Origin of the sequence: Pseudomonas sp. IT-P258, from assembly GCF_949767825.1 — a bacterium.
Lineage (GTDB): Bacteria > Pseudomonadota > Gammaproteobacteria > Pseudomonadales > Pseudomonadaceae > Aquipseudomonas > Aquipseudomonas monachiensis.
This window is the reverse complement of sequence record NZ_CATKPU010000014.1, coordinates 162,985-179,048: the sequence shown is the minus strand read 5'-3', so window position 1 is coordinate 179,048 and position 16,064 is coordinate 162,985. Positions and strand designations below refer to the sequence as shown.

Below are 16,064 nucleotides of genomic sequence, written 5' to 3'. Positions count from 1 at the left end.
GGATTGTCCTACAAAACCGCTCTAAATCAAGGCATACAGCCTATGGCGCCGGAACGAAAATGTTGGTAATTTTCGCCCCGGTGATCACCAGGAGTTCTAATAATGAAAAAAGTAATGCTCAAAACCACCATCAGTCTCGCCGTTGCCATGGCATCCACCCAGATCTTTGCAAGTGGCTTTGCCATCAACGAACAAAGCATCAGCGGGATGGGTACAGGTTTTGCCGGGCGATCTTCCTCTGCCGATGACGCAAGCACCATTTTTGGCAACCCTGCCGGCATGTCGCGCATCAAGCGCGAACAAGTCACCGGCGGTATTGCGATGCTCGACGCACACACTGACATCAGCCACGCAAGCTCCAGCCCGAACGGCGGCAGCAACGACGGCGACATGGTTCCGTTCATCGCCGTCCCTATGGGCTACTACGTCAAGCCAATCGACGACAAGTGGGCCTTCGGTGTGGGCGTATACGCACCATTCGGTCTGGTAACCGATTACGAAAACGGCTTTGCCGGCCGCTATTTCGGCAGCAAGAGCGAAGTCAAGATCGTCACCCTGCAACCGACGGTCAGCTACGCCTTCAACGACAAGGTTTCCATCGGTTTTGGCCCGACCATCAACCGCATCGACGGCACCCTGGAATCGAACCTGTCGATCACCCAGTCCCAGCCCGATGGCAAGGTCAAGATCAAGGGTGACGACACCGCGCTGGGCTACAACATCGGCGTGCTGGTGCAAGCCACCGACAGCACTCGCGTCGGCCTGACCTACCACTCGAAAGTGAAGTACAAGCTCGACGGTGACACCAAGGTCAACTACAACGTGCTGGGCCTGATCGGCCAGAACCCAAGCCAGAAATACGACGCTTCGCTGGACCTGACCACACCTGAATCGGTGGACTTCTCGGTCACTCACCAGCTCGACGACAAGTGGACTCTTTACGCAGGCAGCACCTGGACCCGCTGGAGCCGCCTGAAAGAAATCACCGTTGAAAACAAAGGCGTTCCGGCTGTTCTGAACGGCCAGTTCGGCACCATCACCGAAGAACAGAACTGGCACGACACCTGGGCTCACGCCATCGGCGCGTCCTACCAGTTGAACAAGCAATGGGTACTGCGTACCGGCCTGTCCATTGACCAGGCACCGACCAACAACGTCGACCGCTCCCCACGCATCCCGACTGGCGATCGCAAGATTTTCAGCGTGGGCGCCGGCTGGAGCCCGACCGACGACCTGACCATCGACCTGGCGTATTCGTACCTGCGCGAAGAGTCGGTCAAGGTCAACAACAGCAACGACCGTGGCCAGACCTACAACGCCAAGTATGAAAACTACGCGAACGGTTTCGGTCTCGGTGCGACCTACCGCTTCTGATGATTCCCGGCGAGCCTGAACGCTCGCCAACGGAATCAAAAAAGCCCCGCTCTCTTCACAGAGGCGGGGCTTTTCAGTGGGTGCAAATCAAGGTTGTGAAGCCAGGGCTTGCTCCACCGCCGCAATGAACTCGGGATCATCGGGCTTGGTCAGGCTGGAAAAGCTGGCGATCACCTTACCCTTGCGATCGACCACGTATTTGTAGAAATTCCATTTTGGCGCACTGCTTTGTTCGGCCAGCACCTTGAACAGATGGGTTGCGTCGGCGCCACGTACCGGCTGCGGCTCGGTCATAGTGAAAGTCACGCCATAGTTGACGTAACAAACCTTGGCGGTCTCGGCACCGTCCCTGGACTCCTGCTTGAAGTCATTGGACGGAACACCCAGTACTTCCAGCCCCTGCCCTTTGTAACGCTGATTCAGCGCCTCAAGACTCTTGAACTGCGGGGCGAAACCGCAGAAGCTCGCAGTATTGACCACCACCAGCGGCTTACCTTCATACCGTTGGCACAGGTCGATGGATTCCTTGGCGCGCAGCTTTTGCAGTGATCCTTGCAACAGTTCCGGGCACTCGGCCGCGCAGGCCAGCCCGGTAAACGTCACCAGCAACGCGGGGACTGCAATCCAGCGCATCAGCATGTCGGTGCATCCTTGATAACTCGTCAAAAGTGACGTTACTCGCCCTCGCCGCTCACTAGCAAGCACCCATGCCCAACTGCATCAGCGCCAGTCCGCCTTGATGCCAGCCCCACCACGACAATGCCAGCAATAAGGCGCAGACGGCGGCTACGGCGATCCGCGGCCAAAGACTGTTCATATCGCACTCATTTGTGATTGCAGACGCTCTACCGGCCGCTCACGCACCGGCCAGTTGAGGGCAGCGGCCAACAGGCTCAAGAGAATTGCCACTTGCCAGATCAAGTCATAACTCCCGGTTCGGTCATACACCACCCCGCCCAACCAGCCACCCAGGAATGAACCGAGCTGGTGAAACAGGAAAACAATCCCACCGAGCATGGACAGGTTTCGTACACCAAACAAGGTCGCCACCGTGCCGTTGGTCAACGGTACCGTCGACAACCACAGGAAGCCCATGGCCATGCCGAACAGGTAGGCCGTGGTAGTCGTCACCGGCGCCCACAGGAACAACGCAATGACCACCGCCCTCAGCAAGTACAGACCGGTGAGCAGACGCGGCTTGGACATGCGCCCGCCGAGCCATCCGGCGGTATAGGTGCCGAAGATGTTGAACAGGCCGATCAGCGCCAGCACCGTGGTGCCGACCGTCGCCGGAAGGTGTTGATCCACCAGATAGGCCGGCAAGTGCACGCCGATGAACACCACCTGGAATCCGCACACGAAAAAACCGAACGCCAGCAGCCAGAATCCGGAATGGGAGCAGGCTTCGTGCAGCGCTTCGCCAAGGGTCTGTTCGTGGCCCAGGACGGGCAGCGGTTTGTCCTTGAGCATGCTCACCAGCGGCACGATCAGCGCCACCAGCAAGCCCAGCGCCAGCAGCGCCGCGGACCAGCCAAGCCATCCGATCAGACCGAGTGTGCCGGGCAACATCGCGAACTGGCCGAACGAACCGGCCGCACTGGCGATCCCCATGCCCATGCTGCGTTTTTCCGGCGGCACCGCACGGCCGACCACGCCGAGGATCACCGAGAACGATGTACCAGACAGTCCGATACCGATCAGCAGGCCGGCGCTCAGTGACAGGGTCATCGCCGAGTCGGAGAGCCCCATGCAAATCAGCCCGGCCGCGTACAGGACACCACCGATCAGCACCACTTTCGCCGCGCCGAAGCGGTCGGCCAGGGCGCCGGTGAACGGCTGAGCAAGGCCCCAGATCAGGTTCTGCAAGGCGATGGCGAAGGCAAAGACTTCACGGCCCCAGCCGAACTCGGCGCTCATCGGCGCCAGAAACAGCCCGAAGCCATGGCGAACGCCCAGCGACAACGCAAGGATCAGCGCACTCCCCAACAGAACCCAACCGCATGTACGCCACATCGATGTCATTGTTGTTCTCCGGTAGCGGGTATATACCCGCTTATGATCGGAAAAACCGGCATCACGCCAGTTCGTCCAGCAGCTTCAATAAGGTTTCGCGCTTCTCGGCACCCAGGCGATCGATCAAGCGTTGCTGTGCGGCTTCCCAGGCTGGCAAGGCAGCCTTGAGGCGCTCTGCCCCGGCCTCGGTCAGCAGGACGATGCGGTTGCGCATGTCCTCGCCCTCGACCAGCGTCACCAGGCCATCGCCCTCCAGCACCCGCAAATTGCGCCCCAGGGTGCTGCGATCCAGGCCCATGGCCTCGGCCAGGGTCGAAATGCTCGGCTGATCCAGACGCTGCAAATTGCACAGCAAAGAATACTGCGCAACGTTGATCCCGAAGCCATCGAGAGCGCCGTCGTAGTGCCTGCTGACGCCACGGGCGGCGCGACGCAGGTTGATGCATAAACATTGGGAATCGAGCATGGTGCGTGTATATACCCGCGAGTCGGTTAAATCAAGTTACAGAGCCGGAATAACAGTTAAAACAGCGCCAAGCCTACCAGCACTGCAACTTCCAGCAACTCCAGCATCGCACCCGCCGTGTCCCCCGTCGTGCCGCCCAGGCGCCGCAACATCACCTGGCGCAGCCAGACAAACCCCAGCGCCGCCAACACCACTGCCACCACACCACTCAAACCGGCGATCAACACACAGGCCAGCGCGCTGACCGCCAGCACCTGCTTGCCCGCCGAACGCGGAAGATGGTCGGCCAATGCCTGGCCCAGGCCACCGGCACGCACGTACGGCGTGGTCAGGAACAAGCCGAGCAATGCACTGCGACCGATCAACGGCACGATGATCAATGCCAGTGAATGCGGCTGTTCGATCAGCGCCAGCAGCGCAGTGAACTTGAGCAGCAACACCAGCACCAGCGTCACCACGGCGATCGGCCCGCTGCGCGGGTCTTTCATGATGGTCAACGTGCGCTCACGATCGCCAAAACCACCGAGCCAGGCATCGGCGCTGTCCGCCAGGCCATCCAGATGCAAGCCGCCGCTGAGCAGCACCCAAAGGCTCAGCAACAGCGCCGCGTGCAGTAACGTCGGCGTAACCGGCAACAGCCAGTTGACTGCCCACAGAATCGCGCCAAAGAGCAATCCCACCAGCGGATAAAACAGCAGCGAGCGCCCCAGGTCCCGGGGCTCAGGCATACCGGACAAGCGAATCGGCAGGCTGCTGAGAAATTGCAGGGCGATCCAGAATGGCAGCATGGTCAGAGCACTTCCTTCAACACGCCCGCAGGCTCCACCGTCAGCGAAAACATCGCACCATGCCCGACCTCAACGTTGAGCAGTTGCTCCCGTGGCAGCCCGCGCGCTTGTGCCAGCAGCAGACGCATCACACCGCCATGGCTGATCAGCAGAATGCGCTCACCGGCACAGCTCGCATGCAAACGCTCCAGCGCGGCCAGCACCCGTGCCGAAAAGTCTGCAACCGGCTCACCCTGAGGCGGCGTGAACGAATAAGGATCGGCCCAGAACAAACCCAGGGCCTGCTCATCGGTTTCCATCAACGCCGCCGCGCTCTGCCCTTCCCAGGCGCCGAAATGCAACTCTTGCAGGTCTTTATCCAGTTGCACCGGCACACCCAGTTGCGCAGCGAGTCCCTCGGCAAAGCGTGCACAACGCTGCAAAGGCGAACTGACCAGCCGATCCCACGGCCCTTGCCCGATCACGGCGGCGCGCATCTGCGCCCAGCCCGTGTCGGTCAACGCATCATCGATGCTGCCGCGCAAGCCGCCGCCGAGTTCGGTTTCACCGTGACGCAACAGATCCACGCGCAAGGTCATGCCGGACGATCTGCCACGGCGGCTTCGGCGAAGGTCGCCATCTGCCCGTGCAGGTCGCACGCCAGGCGCAGCAGCGGCACTGCCAACGCCGCGCCACTGCCTTCGCCCAGCCGCAGGCCGAGATCGAGCAAGGGTTGAGCGTCCAGGGTTTCCAGCACGTGACGATGCCCCGGTTCGGCACCGCGATGGCCGAACAACAACCACTGACGGCAATCAGGATTCAAACGCACAGCAACCAGCGCCGCGACACTGCAAATGAAGCCATCCACCAACACCGCGACACCGTCCTGGGCACAGGCGAGATAGGCACCGACCAGCGCGGCGATCTCAAAACCGCCGAGGTTGAACAGGGTCTGCAAGGCATCGCCACGCTGCGCGCCATGCAATGCCAGGGCGCGCCCGATGACCTGGGCCTTGTGGCTGACACCTTCAGCATTGAGCCCGGTACCAGGCCCGGTCAAATGCACCACCGGGCAATCGAGCAGCGCGCACGCCAGGGCGCTGGCGGCGGTGGTGTTACCGATGCCCATCTCGCCACCGATAAACAACTGCGCACCGCTGGCGATTGCCCGCTGCACGCTGTCACGGCCGGCCTGCAAGGCGAGTTGCCCCTGAGCCTGGGTCATGGCCGGTCCCTGTACAAAATTTGCCGTGCCCGGGCCGACGTTCAGGTGGCGCACCCCCGGCAGGTCCAGCGACGGCGTGACCGTGCCAAGGTCAACCACCTCGAGGGAAGCGCCCAGTTGCCGCGCCAATACGCTGATCGCCGCACCACCGCTGACGAAATTGAGCAGCATCTGCCCGGTCACTTCCTGGGGAAACGCCGACACACCCTCGGCGACGACGCCGTGGTCACCGGCAAAAATCGCGATCCACACCTGCTCCAGACTCGGCTTGACCCGCCCCTGCATACCCGCCAGCTGCACCGCCAGCGCTTCCAGCTGGCCGAGGGAGCCGGCCGGCTTGGTCAGTTGCCGTTGCCGTGCCTGGGCCTGTTCGACTACTTGATTATCGACCGGCTTGCACGGGTTCAGCCACCAGGATTGAGTCATAACGCAGTTCCTTTCAAAGTCAGGGGCAGGCCGGCGACGGTCAGGACGACACGCTGACAACGCTCAGCCAGAGCTTGATGCAGCCAACCGGCTTCATCGACATAGCGGCGAGTCAATTCGCCCAGCGGCACGACACCCATTCCGGTCTCGTTGCTGACAAAAATGATTTCACCCGGCAGCGATGCCAGGCAGTCCAGCAAGGCATCACGCTCGGCTTTCAAGCGCCCGGCATCGTCGAGCATCAGCAGATTGGTCAGCCACAGGGTCAGGCAATCCACCAGCAGGCAACGATCGGCACGGGCGGATTCGCGCAGCACCCGGGCCAGCTCCACCGGCTCTTCGATCAACGCCCATTCGGCAGGACGACGGGCGCGGTGATGGGCCACCCGCTCGCTCATTTCTCCGTCCAGTGGCTGGCTGGTGGCGATATAGGTCACGGCCAGGGCGCTGTCGCTGGCGAGTTTTTCAGCCAGGCGACTCTTGCCGGAGCGGGCGCCGCCGAGGATCAGTTGGAGCATGGTTACATCCTTTCAAATGGGCGGTGTGGCCACTTCAGTCTTCGCGAGCAAGTCGGATCGCCGCACCGCCGCTCCCACAGTTGACCGCGTTCTAATGTGGGAGCGGGCTTGCTCGCGAAGAGGCCAGAGCTTTCACCTCAGATTCCACAGAGCTGCCGCAACAGTCCGGTATCCAGATGCTTCTCCACCAGATCCGCCAGCCGCTCGATATCACGCTCGCGCAAGCCGTGATAATCCACGTCCTGCACCTCCTGCAAACCCGCCCAGCGCAGCAGTGCACTGCACGCCGCCGGCGATTCGAACAGCCCGTGCAGGTAGGTACCGAAAATCTGCCCGTCCGCACTTTGCGCACCATCACAGCGGCCGTCATCCAGCTGCACGGCGGCGTTTTCCAGAGCAGGTCCGGTGGTCACGCCGGCATGAATTTCATAACCCGCCACCGGCGCGTCTTCCAGCGCCAGGCGACCACGCACATTGCGCAACTGCTTCTCTTGTTCGAGCCGGGTCTGGAATGCCAACAGTCCCAAACCAGCACTGGAACCCGGCGCACCTTCCAGCCCCAGCGGATCATGCACCTGCTCACCGAGCATCTGCAGGCCGCCACAGATCCCCAGCAGTTTCCCGCCGTAACGCAGGTGCCGGGCGATGGCGGTGTCCCAACCGTTGGCTCGCAGGTACGCGAGGTCGCTGCGCACACTTTTCGAGCCGGGAAGAATGATCAGGTCGGCGGGAGGAATCGCCTGGCCGGGGCCGATGAATTGCAGGTCCACTTGCGGATGCAGGCGCAGCGGATCGAAATCGGTGTGATTGCTGATGCGCGGCAGCACCGGTAGCACCACCTTCAGCACCTGCTCGGCTTTATCGGCCTGGCGTTGATCGATGCCATCCTCGGCCTCCAGGTGCAGATCCATCACGTACGGCAACACGCCGACCACCGGTTTGCCGGTGCGCTCTTCGAGCCAGTCGAGACCGGGTTGCAGCAACGCGATGTCGCCTCGGAAACGATTGATGACGAAGCCTTTGACCCGTGCCTGTTCGCTCGGTGACAGCAATTCGAGGGTGCCTACCAGGTGGGCGAAAACCCCGCCGCGATTGATATCGGCGATCAGCAGCACCGGGCAATCCACCGCTTCGGCAAAACCCATGTTGGCAATATCGCCGGCCCGCAGATTGATTTCCGCAGGCGAGCCCGCGCCCTCGACCATCACCAGCGGATACGCCGCGCTCAAGCGCTCGTGGGAGGCCAGCACCGCTTGCATGGCGATGGTTTTGTAGTCGTGATAGGCGACGGCATTCATGGTCGTGACGGCACGGCCATGGATGATCACTTGAGCACCGGTGTCACTGTTGGGCTTGAGCAACACCGGGTTCATGTCGGTGTGCGGTTCAAGGTTCGCGGCCTGGGCCTGGACCGCCTGGGCCCGGCCGATCTCGCCACCGTCGGCGGTCACCGCACTGTTGAGGGCCATGTTCTGTGGCTTGAACGGCACCACCCTGACGCCCTGGCGCGTGGCCCAACGGCACAGCGCGGTCACCAGCGTGCTTTTACCGGCATCCGATGTGGTGCCCTGCACCATCAGCGTGGTCATTGGTTTTCCTTGGCAAAATCGTCGAACGCCTGCGCCAGCCGTACCCAGGCGATCTCGTCACCGGGCAAGCCGAATCGCAGGCTGCTGTTGTGCGTGAACAACCGCAGGAGAATGCCGCGCCGGGCCATGAACTCATGCAGTGCTTCGGCGCGCTCGGTGATCAGCCACTGGAACAGCGCGCAACCACCCTGGGGCTCCAAGTCGTGTTGCGCCAGCAACGACGCAAGGCGCTCGCTGGCCACTTCGGTGCGCAGCCGTTGCGCCGTTTGCGCCTCGGTATCGCGCAGGCAGGCCTGGCCCACGACCCGGGTTGCCCCGCTCACGGCCCAGGGTCCCACTTGTTCTGCCAGCAACTTGAGCAACTTGCGCTCGGCCAGCACAAACCCCAGGCGCACACCGGCCAGGCCGAAAAACTTGCCGAAGGAACGCAAGACAATCAGCCCGACTTGATGGGCAAACGGCGCCAGGCTCAGTTGCGGCGTGTTATCCATGAACGCTTCGTCCACCACCAGCCAGCCACCGCGCTGGGCCAGTCGCGTGTGCCAGTCGAGCAGGCGACTGGGGGTGAGGCTCAGGCCCGTGGGGTTATTCGGATTGACCACCACCAGCACGTCGAAACTGTCGATAAAGAAGTCGACTTCCTGCTCCAGCACTTCACGCACGATGTAGCCGTTGCGACGCCACGCTTCGGCGTGCTCGGCGTAACACGGCGACAACACGCCGACCTTGCCCGCCCGACGCAAGCGCGGCAGCAGTTGAATCGCCATTTGCGAGCCGGCCACCGGCAACGCCTGCAAGGTGCCGTAGTAATCACAGGCGGCCTGCTCCAGGCCATCGTCCGCCTCCGGCAAACGGGCCCAGGCTCGCAGCGGAATATCCGGCACCGGGAACGACCAGGGCGCAAGGCCCGTGGACAGGTCCAGCCAGTCGGCTTCATCTATGCCGTATTCGAGCGCCGCCTTGCGCAGTCGCCCACCGTGCTCAAGCATAAAATTCGGCCCCCAGGCAGAGAATCAGCAGCCACAACCATACCCCGCGCTGGACCAATTGCCAGCCCCGGTCGATGGAGTCGGCATCCGCCGGCACGCCTTCGCCCAACTGCGGACGCTGATGCAGTTCGCCGTGATAAATCGCCGCCCCACCCAACTCGACGCCAAGGGCACCCGCCCCTGCCGCCATCACCGGGCCGGCGTTCGGGCTGTCCCAGGTCGGGCCCTGGCTGCGCCAGCATTTCAACGCCAGCCGGGTTTTGCCCAGCAGCGCGTAAGTCAGCGCCACCAGGCGCGCAGGAATATAATTGAGCAGGTCGTCGACCTTCGCCGCCGCCCAGCCGAAGCGTTCGAAGCGCTCATTGCGATAACCCCACATCGCATCCAGCGTATTACTCAGGCGGTAGAGCACCACGCCCGGCGCACCCGCCACGGCAAACCAGAACAACGCCGCGAATACCGCATCGCTACCGTTCTCCAGCACCGACTCGGTAGCGGCACGGGCGACTTCGGTTTCATCCAGATCACTGGTTTTACGGCTGACCAGATAACTCACGCGCTTGCGAGCTTCATCAAGATCACCGCCACGCAGGGCCCTGGCCACAGGCTCGACGTGCTCACCGAGGCTGCGCATGCCGAGGGCGCAATAGAGCGCGAGAATCTCGACGATCCAGCCGACATAAGGCGCCCAGGAAAAGGCCGTGGCCAACAGCGTCAGCGGCACCACGGCGATCACCCACGCGGTGACGCCATGACTGCGCCAGCCGCGACCGCCACCGTTGAAACGTTGCTCGATGCGCTCGGCAAAACGGCCGAACGCCACCAGCGGATGCCAGCGTTTGGGTTCACCCAGCAGCGCATCCAGCGCAACCGCGGCGACGCTCAACAACGCCACACTCATTGACTCACTCCCCAATAATTTTCGTACAGCAATTCATGTAGCGGACGCGCCTGTGCCCAGCCTTCGAGCACCAGCATCGGCGCCGGGTAAAACTCCTTCACCGGTCCCAGGCACAGCACCGCCAGCGGCTTGGCACCAGGAGGCAACCTCAACAGGTCCGCCAGCGCCCGGGGTTCGAACAGCGACACCCAGCCCATGCCCAGCCCTTCGGCACGGGACGCCAACCACAGGTTCTGGATCGCGCAGGACAACGAAGCCATGTCCATTTCCGGTAGCGTGCGGCGGCCGAAGATATGCTGCTCACGGTCGTCCATCAGTGCGGCGACCAGTACCTCGGCGCAATCGTTGATGCCTTCGACCTTGAGCTTCATGAACTCATCGCTGCGCTCGCCGAGGGCTTCGGCGGTGCGGATGCGCTCTTCTTCCACCAGGGCCTGGATTTGCCCGCGCAAGGCACGATCGCTGATGCGAATGAAGCGCCAGGGCTGCATCAGGCCGACACTGGGTGCCTGGTGTGCGGCCTCGAGCAGGTGCCGCAGCAATTCGGGCTCGACGGTGCCGCCGCTGAAGTGGCGCATGTCGCGGCGCTCGGCGATGGCACGATAGACCGCCGCGCGTTCGGCTTCAGAGAATGCGTTGTCGCTCATGGCCTCTTCGCGAGCAAGCCCGCTCCCACATTTGAAAGTGACCGGCCTGAAGAAACGCAATCCCCTGTGGGAGCGGCGGTGCGACGATTCGACTTGCTCGCGAAGGCGGCTTCAAGGTCCGGCGCAAACAACGCGGCAATCGCCGAGGGATTGGACGGAAAATAAAAATGCACATAAGAGGCTGTCATCCGCCCTTCACGGTAGACCGCCTCCGCTCCGCGCCCGCCGTTAGGGCTCGAGCCACGGGCAATCGGCGTCAGTTCAGTGGTGGTCAGCGAATGGTGATAGGTATGCCCGCGCAGCGAACCCTCCGGCAATTCCACCGCCTGCAACGCCAGCGCCGCCAGACGCTTTTGCATGACCGCATCACCGGCCAGCAAGCCAACCAGTTCGGCGCGAGTGCCCTCGACATCGGTCAGGGAATCGAGCAGGTACAGCATGCCGCCACACTCGGCGAGCAAAGGCTTGCCAGCTCGGTGATGGGCGCGGATCGCGTCGAGCATCGCGGTGTTTTGCGCCAGCGCAACATGGTGCAGTTCCGGGTAACCACCCGGCAGATACAGGCTGTCCGCCTCCGGCAACACTCGGTCGCGGATCGGCGAGAAGAACGACAACTCGGCGCCCATCGCCCGCAGCAGATCCAGGCTCGCGCCGTAGGTGAACGCAAAGGCTTCATCCCGGGCGACGGCAATGCGCACACCAGCGAGCAGCGGTTCGGCCGCGATGACATCAGGAGCAGCGAACTCGACCGCCGGCGGCAGCGCGACCTCGCAACTGCTGGCCAGGGCATCGGCGGCCGCATCCAGACGCAGATCAAGATCGTTCAGCTCACTGGCCTGCACCAGCCCCAGGTGCCGGCTCGGCAATTCGATCCCGGTTTCCCGGGACAGCGCGCCGTACCAGCGCAAACCTTCAGTCAGGCTACCTTCGAGCAGTTGCGCGTGGCGCAGCGTGCCGACACGATTGGCCAGCACGCCGGCGAACGGCAAGTCCGGCTGATAACGCGCCAGCCCCAGGGCCAATGCGCCAAAGGTCTGGGCCATGGCGGTGCCATCGATCACCCCCAGCACCGGCACACCGAAATGCCGCGCCAGATCGGCGCTCGACGGCGTACCGTCGAACAGCCCCATGACGCCTTCGATCAGGATCAGGTCGGCTTCAGCGGCGGCTTCCCACAGCAACCGGCGACTCTCCTGCTCGCCGACCATCCACATGTCCAGCTGATACACCGGCGCACCGCTGGCGCGTTCGAGGATCATCGGATCGAGAAAGTCGGGGCCGCACTTGAACACACGGACCTTGCGCCCCTGATTGCGATGCAATCGGGCCAGTGCCGCGGTGACGGTGGTCTTGCCCTGGCCAGAGGCCGGCGCGGCAATCAGTACCGCCGGACAGTGTCGAGGCTGACTCACAATTCGACGCCTTTCTGCGCTTTGATCCCGGCCTGAAAGGCGTGCTTGATCACGCCCATTTCGGTGACGGTGTCAGCCATTTCGATCATTTCCGGCTTCGCGGCGCGACCGGTGACCACCACGTGTTGCATCGGTGGTCGGGCCTGCAAGTCACTGAGCACTTGATCGAGATCGAGGTAGCCGTGCTTGAGGGCGATGTTCAGCTCATCGAGCACCACCAGGCCGATGGACGGATCGCGCAGCAATTGCTGCGACACCGACCAGGCGGCTTCGGCGGCGGCGATGTCACGCTGGCGATCCTGGGTTTCCCAGGTAAAGCCTTCGCCCATCACATGAAAGCGCACCTGCTCGGGAAAGCGCCGGAAGAACAACTCTTCGCCCGTGCTGTTGCGGCCCTTGATGAATTGCACCACGCCGCATTGCATGCCGTGCCCCATGGCGCGGGCAAGCATGCCGAAAGCCGAACTGCTCTTGCCCTTGCCGTTGCCGGTCAGCACCAGCAGCAGGCCACACTCGTTCGGGGAATTGGCGATGCGCTCGTCGATCACGGCTTTTTTGCGCTGCATGCGCGCCAGGTGGCGTTCGTCACGATCGGGGGTATCAGTCATGGGGGAGCTCTCCGTTGAGGCAGGAATAACGGCGGGCAGGCACAAGAATAGAAGGCAACAAAGCCTGGCATCGCCCACCGTGATGCCGCTGGATGAATCAGGCCGGTCTCCGGGCTCATGAGTGGCGCGGGGCCGGACTGTGCGCCTTCCCGCATCGATTCGACACAGTGGCATCACACACAGTTTTCACTCATTTACCGTTGCGGGGGCAGCGCCGGAATTGCGCGCCTTCGACCAACAGAAGGACCCACTCACCGGCTTCCCTGTTTCACTCTGTCGACCCAAGCCACAGAGCACCTGAAACAAGCCGCGAAGGTTAGAGGGTTGGGGGTGGAGCGTCAATTAAAGCCGGGAGGCCATCGGCTGAATAACTGCCATCAATCAATAAACTGACGTCAATCTTGTGCCACGCTCCCAGCAGTGATATCAAAGAGCCACAACCTCACAACACAACAACAAGGGTGAGCCCATGCAAGGCATGATCATCAGTAATCCAAAGCTGGAATTCCTGCGTCCAGTGCTCGAACACTGGTTCGAATGCATCGACCGTTACAACGCCGTCCGCGGCGATGGCGACACACCGTACTGGCACGACGAAAAGGCCAATCTCGGACTGCTGTCCGCCGCCGCCTGGATGGCCGAGATGGTCACGCTGCAACAGACGCCCACCCGCAAGCAGACAGAAGAAGGCGAACGCAACAACCGCGCCGACCTGCTCCTGGCCTCCTCCGAAACCCGCGCCTACATCCAGACCAGCCAGCGCTGGCCACGGGTCAACAGCCTCAACCTGTCCCAGGCCCTGCTCGATATCGCCAGCGATGCGAAGCGCCTGAGCCACGCCAGCGACCTGAAACTCGGCTGCCTGTTCGTCGCCCCGCAAAAAGCCCAGCAAGGCGCCACGCCGGAAGAACTCCAGGACATGGTCGACGACCTGCAAAAGGAACACAGCTGCGCTGTCGCCTGGTATTTCCCTTATGCCTATCGCAAGTTGCGCAACGAAGCCGGCAACTATCACCCCGGCATTGCGGTGCTGTTCAAGGAGGCTCGCGGCTGAGGGTTGAACCATCGCACAACAATGCTTCTCTATGATTAGAACAAGGCATTCATAGGGAAGACCAGCATGCGCACGCCCCCGCTCGCTCTCGTTATCGCGCTCTGCGGAGGGCTCGCCGCTTGTGGCGAGACCTCCCGCCTGCAAGTCTCCGATGGCACCGGCCCATCACCCCGACTACCAGAACCCAACAAGACACTGGTTCCGACCGTGAACATCGCCCCGGCCATCGGCTGGCCACAGGGTGCGAAACCCATCGCCGCCACGGGCACGCAAGTGGCCGCTTTTGCCGAGGACCTGGATCACCCCCGCTGGCTTTATGTGCTGCCCAATGGCGATGTGCTGGTGGCGGAAACCAATGCACCACCCAAACCCGAAGACGGCAAAGGCATTCGCGGCTGGGTCATGAAGAAAGTCATGGGCCGCGCCGGGGCCAGGGTGCCCAGCGCCAACCGCATTACCTTGCTGCGCGACAAGGACCACGATGGCGTCGCGGAAACCCGCACGGTGTTTCTGCAGAACCTCAACTCGCCCTTCGGCATGACCCTGGTCGGTAATGACCTGTATGTGGCCGACACTGATCGCCTGCTGCGCTTTCACTATGAAAGTGGCGATACGCAGATCAAGTCGCCGCCGATCAAGGTGGTCGACCTGCCGGGTGGCCCGCTGAACCACCACTGGACGAAAAACGTCATCGCCAGCATGGATGGCAGCAAGCTGTACGTCACCGTGGGCTCCAACAGCAACGTCGCCGAAAACGGTATGGACAAGGAAGAAGGTCGCGCGGCGATCTGGGAAGTGGATCGCGCCACCGGCCAGCAGCGGATCTTCGCCTCCGGTCTGCGCAACCCCAACGGCATGGCCTGGGAACCGCACAGTGGCGCGCTGTGGACCGCGGTCAACGAACGGGATGAAATCGGCAGCGACCTGGTTCCGGACTACATCACTTCGGTGAAAGACGGCGCATTCTATGGCTGGCCGTACAGCTACTACGGCCAGCATGTCGATATTCGCGTTGAGCCGCAAAACCCCGACCTGGTGGCCAAGGCGATCGCCCCGGACTACGCCGTCGGCCCGCACACGGCATCACTGGGCCTGACCTTCGCCGAAAACAGCAAGCTGCCACCGCCCTTCACTCAAGGGGCATTCATCGGGCAGCACGGCTCATGGAACCGCAACCCCCACAGCGGCTACAAAGTGATTTTCGTGCCGTTCAGCGCTGGCAAACCTGCCGGAAAGCCCGTTGAAGTGCTCACAGGTTTTCTCAACGACAAGGACCAAGCCATGGGCCGCCCGGTGGGCGTGGTGATCGACCGACAGGGTGACCTGTTGGTGGCTGATGATGTGGGGAACAAGGTGTGGCGGGTTTCGGCAGTCAAGTAAGTCACTTGACCTGTGGGAGCGGGCTCAGCGTTTGCGACAGAGTGTGAGCCCGTCACCCAACGGCAACAACGACAGATCCACCCGCACATCGTCTTTCAACGCCCGATTGAGTGCCTGGATCGCCCGGGTGTCCGCGCTCTCGGGGCTGGCCTCGAGCACGCGCCCGCTCCATAACGTGTTATCGAACACTGCCAGCCCACCGCCCCGCAGCAAACGCAGGGCGTGTTCCAGATAAGCCGGGTAGCTGGCCTTGTCGGCATCGATGAACACCAGGTCGTACTGCCCGCCCTGCCCTTGCCGCTCAAGCTCGGCGAGGGTGTCCAGCGCCGGGGCCAGTCGCAGGTCAATCCGTTCGGCTAGCCCCGCTTCCTGCCAATAGCGCCGTGCAATGGCGTTGTAGTTGCCAGGGATGTCACAGCAAATCAGCGAACCGCCAGCAGGCAATGCCGCCGCCATGCACAGTGCGCTGTAGCCGGTAAAAGTGCCGACTTCGAGCAAGCGCCTGGCCCCCGTCAGCTTTACCAGCAAAGCTAGAAACTGCCCCTGCTCGGGTGCCACCTGCCAGCGTGCCATCGGCAGCGCCTGGGTCTCATCGCGCAAGCGCTTGAGCAGCGGCGTTTCGCGCAGGGAAACATCGAGCAGGTATTGGTACAGATCGTCGTCGAGATTGAGCGTGCGAGCAGTCATGACCACCG

18 protein-coding genes and 1 riboswitch are annotated in these 16,064 nt (G+C 62.5%); of the genes, 3 read left to right on the top strand and 15 right to left on the bottom strand.

The genetic code is table 11. The annotated features are described in order from the left end of the window. Positions 1–102: 102 nt before the first annotated feature. On the top strand, positions 103–1,374 hold the full coding sequence (locus ACM6G4_RS04445) for an OmpP1/FadL family transporter (RefSeq protein ID WP_056721740.1): 1,272 nt from the start codon (positions 103–105) through the stop codon (positions 1,372–1,374). A gap of 87 nt (positions 1,375–1,461) precedes the next feature. On the opposite strand, the gene ACM6G4_RS04440 is transcribed toward ACM6G4_RS04445, so the two are convergent. The 14 genes from ACM6G4_RS04440 to cobO all read right to left on the bottom strand — a co-directional run bounded on the left by ACM6G4_RS04440 (position 1,462) and on the right by cobO (position 12,935). Beyond that, on the bottom strand, positions 1,462–2,013 hold the full coding sequence (locus ACM6G4_RS04440; RefSeq protein WP_056721738.1) for a glutathione peroxidase: 552 nt from the start codon (positions 2,011–2,013) through the stop codon (positions 1,462–1,464). Between the two features lie 55 nt (positions 2,014–2,068). After that, on the bottom strand, positions 2,069–2,191 hold the full coding sequence (locus ACM6G4_RS04435; RefSeq protein WP_007977581.1) for a hypothetical protein: 123 nt from the start codon (positions 2,189–2,191) through the stop codon (positions 2,069–2,071). Next, positions 2,188–3,396, bottom strand: a complete 1,209-nt coding sequence (locus ACM6G4_RS04430; RefSeq protein ID WP_409078470.1) for an MFS transporter — start codon at positions 3,394–3,396, stop codon at positions 2,188–2,190. The genes ACM6G4_RS04435 and ACM6G4_RS04430 overlap by 4 nt, the downstream gene beginning before the upstream one ends. Before the next feature lie 52 nt (positions 3,397–3,448). Continuing rightward, positions 3,449–3,853: a MarR family winged helix-turn-helix transcriptional regulator gene (locus tag ACM6G4_RS04425; RefSeq protein WP_046037619.1), complete on the bottom strand. Its 405-nt coding sequence runs from the start codon at positions 3,851–3,853 to the stop codon at positions 3,449–3,451. Positions 3,854–3,909: 56 nt separating this feature from the next. Continuing rightward, complete coding sequence (locus ACM6G4_RS04420) at positions 3,910–4,641, bottom strand: adenosylcobinamide-GDP ribazoletransferase (RefSeq protein WP_409078471.1); 732 nt, start codon at positions 4,639–4,641, stop codon at positions 3,910–3,912. A gap of 2 nt (positions 4,642–4,643) precedes the next feature. After that, a complete protein-coding gene (cobC, locus tag ACM6G4_RS04415) occupies positions 4,644–5,219 on the bottom strand; it encodes an alpha-ribazole phosphatase family protein (protein WP_409078472.1) in 576 nt (191 codons plus the stop codon). Then, entirely contained in the window at positions 5,216–6,271 is a 1,056-nt protein-coding gene (cobT, locus tag ACM6G4_RS04410; protein ID WP_414913131.1) for a nicotinate-nucleotide--dimethylbenzimidazole phosphoribosyltransferase, read from the bottom strand. Before cobT ends, cobC begins: the two co-directional genes overlap by 4 nt. Continuing rightward, complete coding sequence (cobU, locus tag ACM6G4_RS04405) at positions 6,268–6,789, bottom strand: bifunctional adenosylcobinamide kinase/adenosylcobinamide-phosphate guanylyltransferase (RefSeq protein WP_414913130.1); 522 nt, start codon at positions 6,787–6,789, stop codon at positions 6,268–6,270. Before cobU ends, cobT begins: the two co-directional genes overlap by 4 nt. 137 nt (positions 6,790–6,926) lie before the next feature. Beyond that, positions 6,927–8,378, bottom strand: a complete 1,452-nt coding sequence (locus ACM6G4_RS04400) for a cobyric acid synthase (RefSeq protein ID WP_414913129.1) — start codon at positions 8,376–8,378, stop codon at positions 6,927–6,929. After that, on the bottom strand, positions 8,375–9,367 hold the full coding sequence (cobD, locus tag ACM6G4_RS04395) for a threonine-phosphate decarboxylase CobD (protein WP_414913128.1): 993 nt from the start codon (positions 9,365–9,367) through the stop codon (positions 8,375–8,377). The genes ACM6G4_RS04400 and cobD overlap by 4 nt, the downstream gene beginning before the upstream one ends. After that, a complete protein-coding gene (gene cbiB, locus ACM6G4_RS04390) occupies positions 9,360–10,268 on the bottom strand; it encodes an adenosylcobinamide-phosphate synthase CbiB (RefSeq protein WP_056721722.1) in 909 nt (302 codons plus the stop codon). Before cbiB ends, cobD begins: the two co-directional genes overlap by 8 nt. Further along, positions 10,265–10,915 carry a 5,6-dimethylbenzimidazole synthase gene (gene bluB, locus ACM6G4_RS04385; protein ID WP_223542086.1) on the bottom strand — a complete coding sequence of 217 codons (651 nt, stop codon included), beginning with the start codon at positions 10,913–10,915 and terminating at the stop codon, positions 10,265–10,267. The genes cbiB and bluB overlap by 4 nt, the downstream gene beginning before the upstream one ends. Then, the gene (locus tag ACM6G4_RS04380; RefSeq protein ID WP_414913127.1) at positions 10,912–12,327 is read right to left on the bottom strand and encodes a cobyrinate a,c-diamide synthase; all 1,416 of its coding nucleotides are present in this window, start codon (positions 12,325–12,327) and stop codon (positions 10,912–10,914) included. The genes bluB and ACM6G4_RS04380 overlap by 4 nt, the downstream gene beginning before the upstream one ends. Beyond that, positions 12,324–12,935 (bottom strand): cob(I)yrinic acid a,c-diamide adenosyltransferase, encoded by a 612-nt coding sequence (gene cobO / locus ACM6G4_RS04375; RefSeq protein ID WP_056721717.1) that lies wholly within the window; start codon positions 12,933–12,935, stop codon positions 12,324–12,326. The genes ACM6G4_RS04380 and cobO overlap by 4 nt, the downstream gene beginning before the upstream one ends. Positions 12,936–13,017: 82 nt before the next feature. Further along, positions 13,018–13,251: riboswitch (cobalamin riboswitch) on the bottom strand. 153 nt (positions 13,252–13,404) lie between these two features. On the opposite strand from cobO, the gene ACM6G4_RS04370 reads away from it, so the two are divergent. Both ACM6G4_RS04370 and ACM6G4_RS04365 read left to right on the top strand, forming a co-directional pair. Further along, a complete protein-coding gene (locus ACM6G4_RS04370; protein WP_414913126.1) occupies positions 13,405–13,989 on the top strand; it encodes a hypothetical protein in 585 nt (194 codons plus the stop codon). 66 nt (positions 13,990–14,055) lie between these two features. Further along, complete coding sequence (locus tag ACM6G4_RS04365) at positions 14,056–15,369, top strand: PQQ-dependent sugar dehydrogenase (RefSeq protein ID WP_414913125.1); 1,314 nt, start codon at positions 14,056–14,058, stop codon at positions 15,367–15,369. A gap of 24 nt (positions 15,370–15,393) precedes the next feature. On the opposite strand, the gene ACM6G4_RS04360 is transcribed toward ACM6G4_RS04365, so the two are convergent. After that, positions 15,394–16,056: a class I SAM-dependent methyltransferase gene (locus ACM6G4_RS04360; RefSeq protein WP_414913124.1), complete on the bottom strand. Its 663-nt coding sequence runs from the start codon at positions 16,054–16,056 to the stop codon at positions 15,394–15,396. Positions 16,057–16,064: the final 8 nt, after the last annotated feature.

Excerpts from the sequence above, each read along its gene's own strand:
- ACM6G4_RS04420 (WP_409078471.1), bottom strand. The coding sequence starts at position 4,641 with ATGCTGCCATTCTGGATCGCCCTGCAATTTCTCAGCAGCCTGCCGATT.
- cbiB (WP_056721722.1), bottom strand. The coding sequence starts at position 10,268 with ATGAGTGTGGCGTTGTTGAGCGTCGCCGCGGTTGCGCTGGATGCGCTG.
- ACM6G4_RS04430 (WP_409078470.1), bottom strand. The coding sequence starts at position 3,396 with ATGACATCGATGTGGCGTACATGCGGTTGGGTTCTGTTGGGGAGTGCG.
- ACM6G4_RS04365 (WP_414913125.1), top strand. The coding sequence starts at position 14,056 with ATGCGCACGCCCCCGCTCGCTCTCGTTATCGCGCTCTGCGGAGGGCTC.
- ACM6G4_RS04360 (WP_414913124.1), bottom strand. The coding sequence starts at position 16,056 with ATGACTGCTCGCACGCTCAATCTCGACGACGATCTGTACCAATACCTG.
- cobU (WP_414913130.1), bottom strand. The coding sequence starts at position 6,789 with ATGCTCCAACTGATCCTCGGCGGCGCCCGCTCCGGCAAGAGTCGCCTG.
- ACM6G4_RS04400 (WP_414913129.1), bottom strand. The coding sequence starts at position 8,378 with ATGACCACGCTGATGGTGCAGGGCACCACATCGGATGCCGGTAAAAGC.
- bluB (WP_223542086.1), bottom strand. The coding sequence starts at position 10,915 with ATGAGCGACAACGCATTCTCTGAAGCCGAACGCGCGGCGGTCTATCGT.
- cobD (WP_414913128.1), bottom strand. The coding sequence starts at position 9,367 with ATGCTTGAGCACGGTGGGCGACTGCGCAAGGCGGCGCTCGAATACGGC.
- ACM6G4_RS04425 (WP_046037619.1), bottom strand. The coding sequence starts at position 3,853 with ATGCTCGATTCCCAATGTTTATGCATCAACCTGCGTCGCGCCGCCCGT.
- cobO (WP_056721717.1), bottom strand. The coding sequence starts at position 12,935 with ATGACTGATACCCCCGATCGTGACGAACGCCACCTGGCGCGCATGCAG.
- ACM6G4_RS04370 (WP_414913126.1), top strand. The coding sequence starts at position 13,405 with ATGCAAGGCATGATCATCAGTAATCCAAAGCTGGAATTCCTGCGTCCA.
- ACM6G4_RS04435 (WP_007977581.1), bottom strand. The coding sequence starts at position 2,191 with ATGAACAGTCTTTGGCCGCGGATCGCCGTAGCCGCCGTCTGCGCCTTA.
- cobC (WP_409078472.1), bottom strand. The coding sequence starts at position 5,219 with ATGACCTTGCGCGTGGATCTGTTGCGTCACGGTGAAACCGAACTCGGC.
- ACM6G4_RS04445 (WP_056721740.1), top strand. The coding sequence starts at position 103 with ATGAAAAAAGTAATGCTCAAAACCACCATCAGTCTCGCCGTTGCCATG.
- cobT (WP_414913131.1), bottom strand. The coding sequence starts at position 6,271 with ATGACTCAATCCTGGTGGCTGAACCCGTGCAAGCCGGTCGATAATCAA.
- ACM6G4_RS04440 (WP_056721738.1), bottom strand. The coding sequence starts at position 2,013 with ATGCTGATGCGCTGGATTGCAGTCCCCGCGTTGCTGGTGACGTTTACC.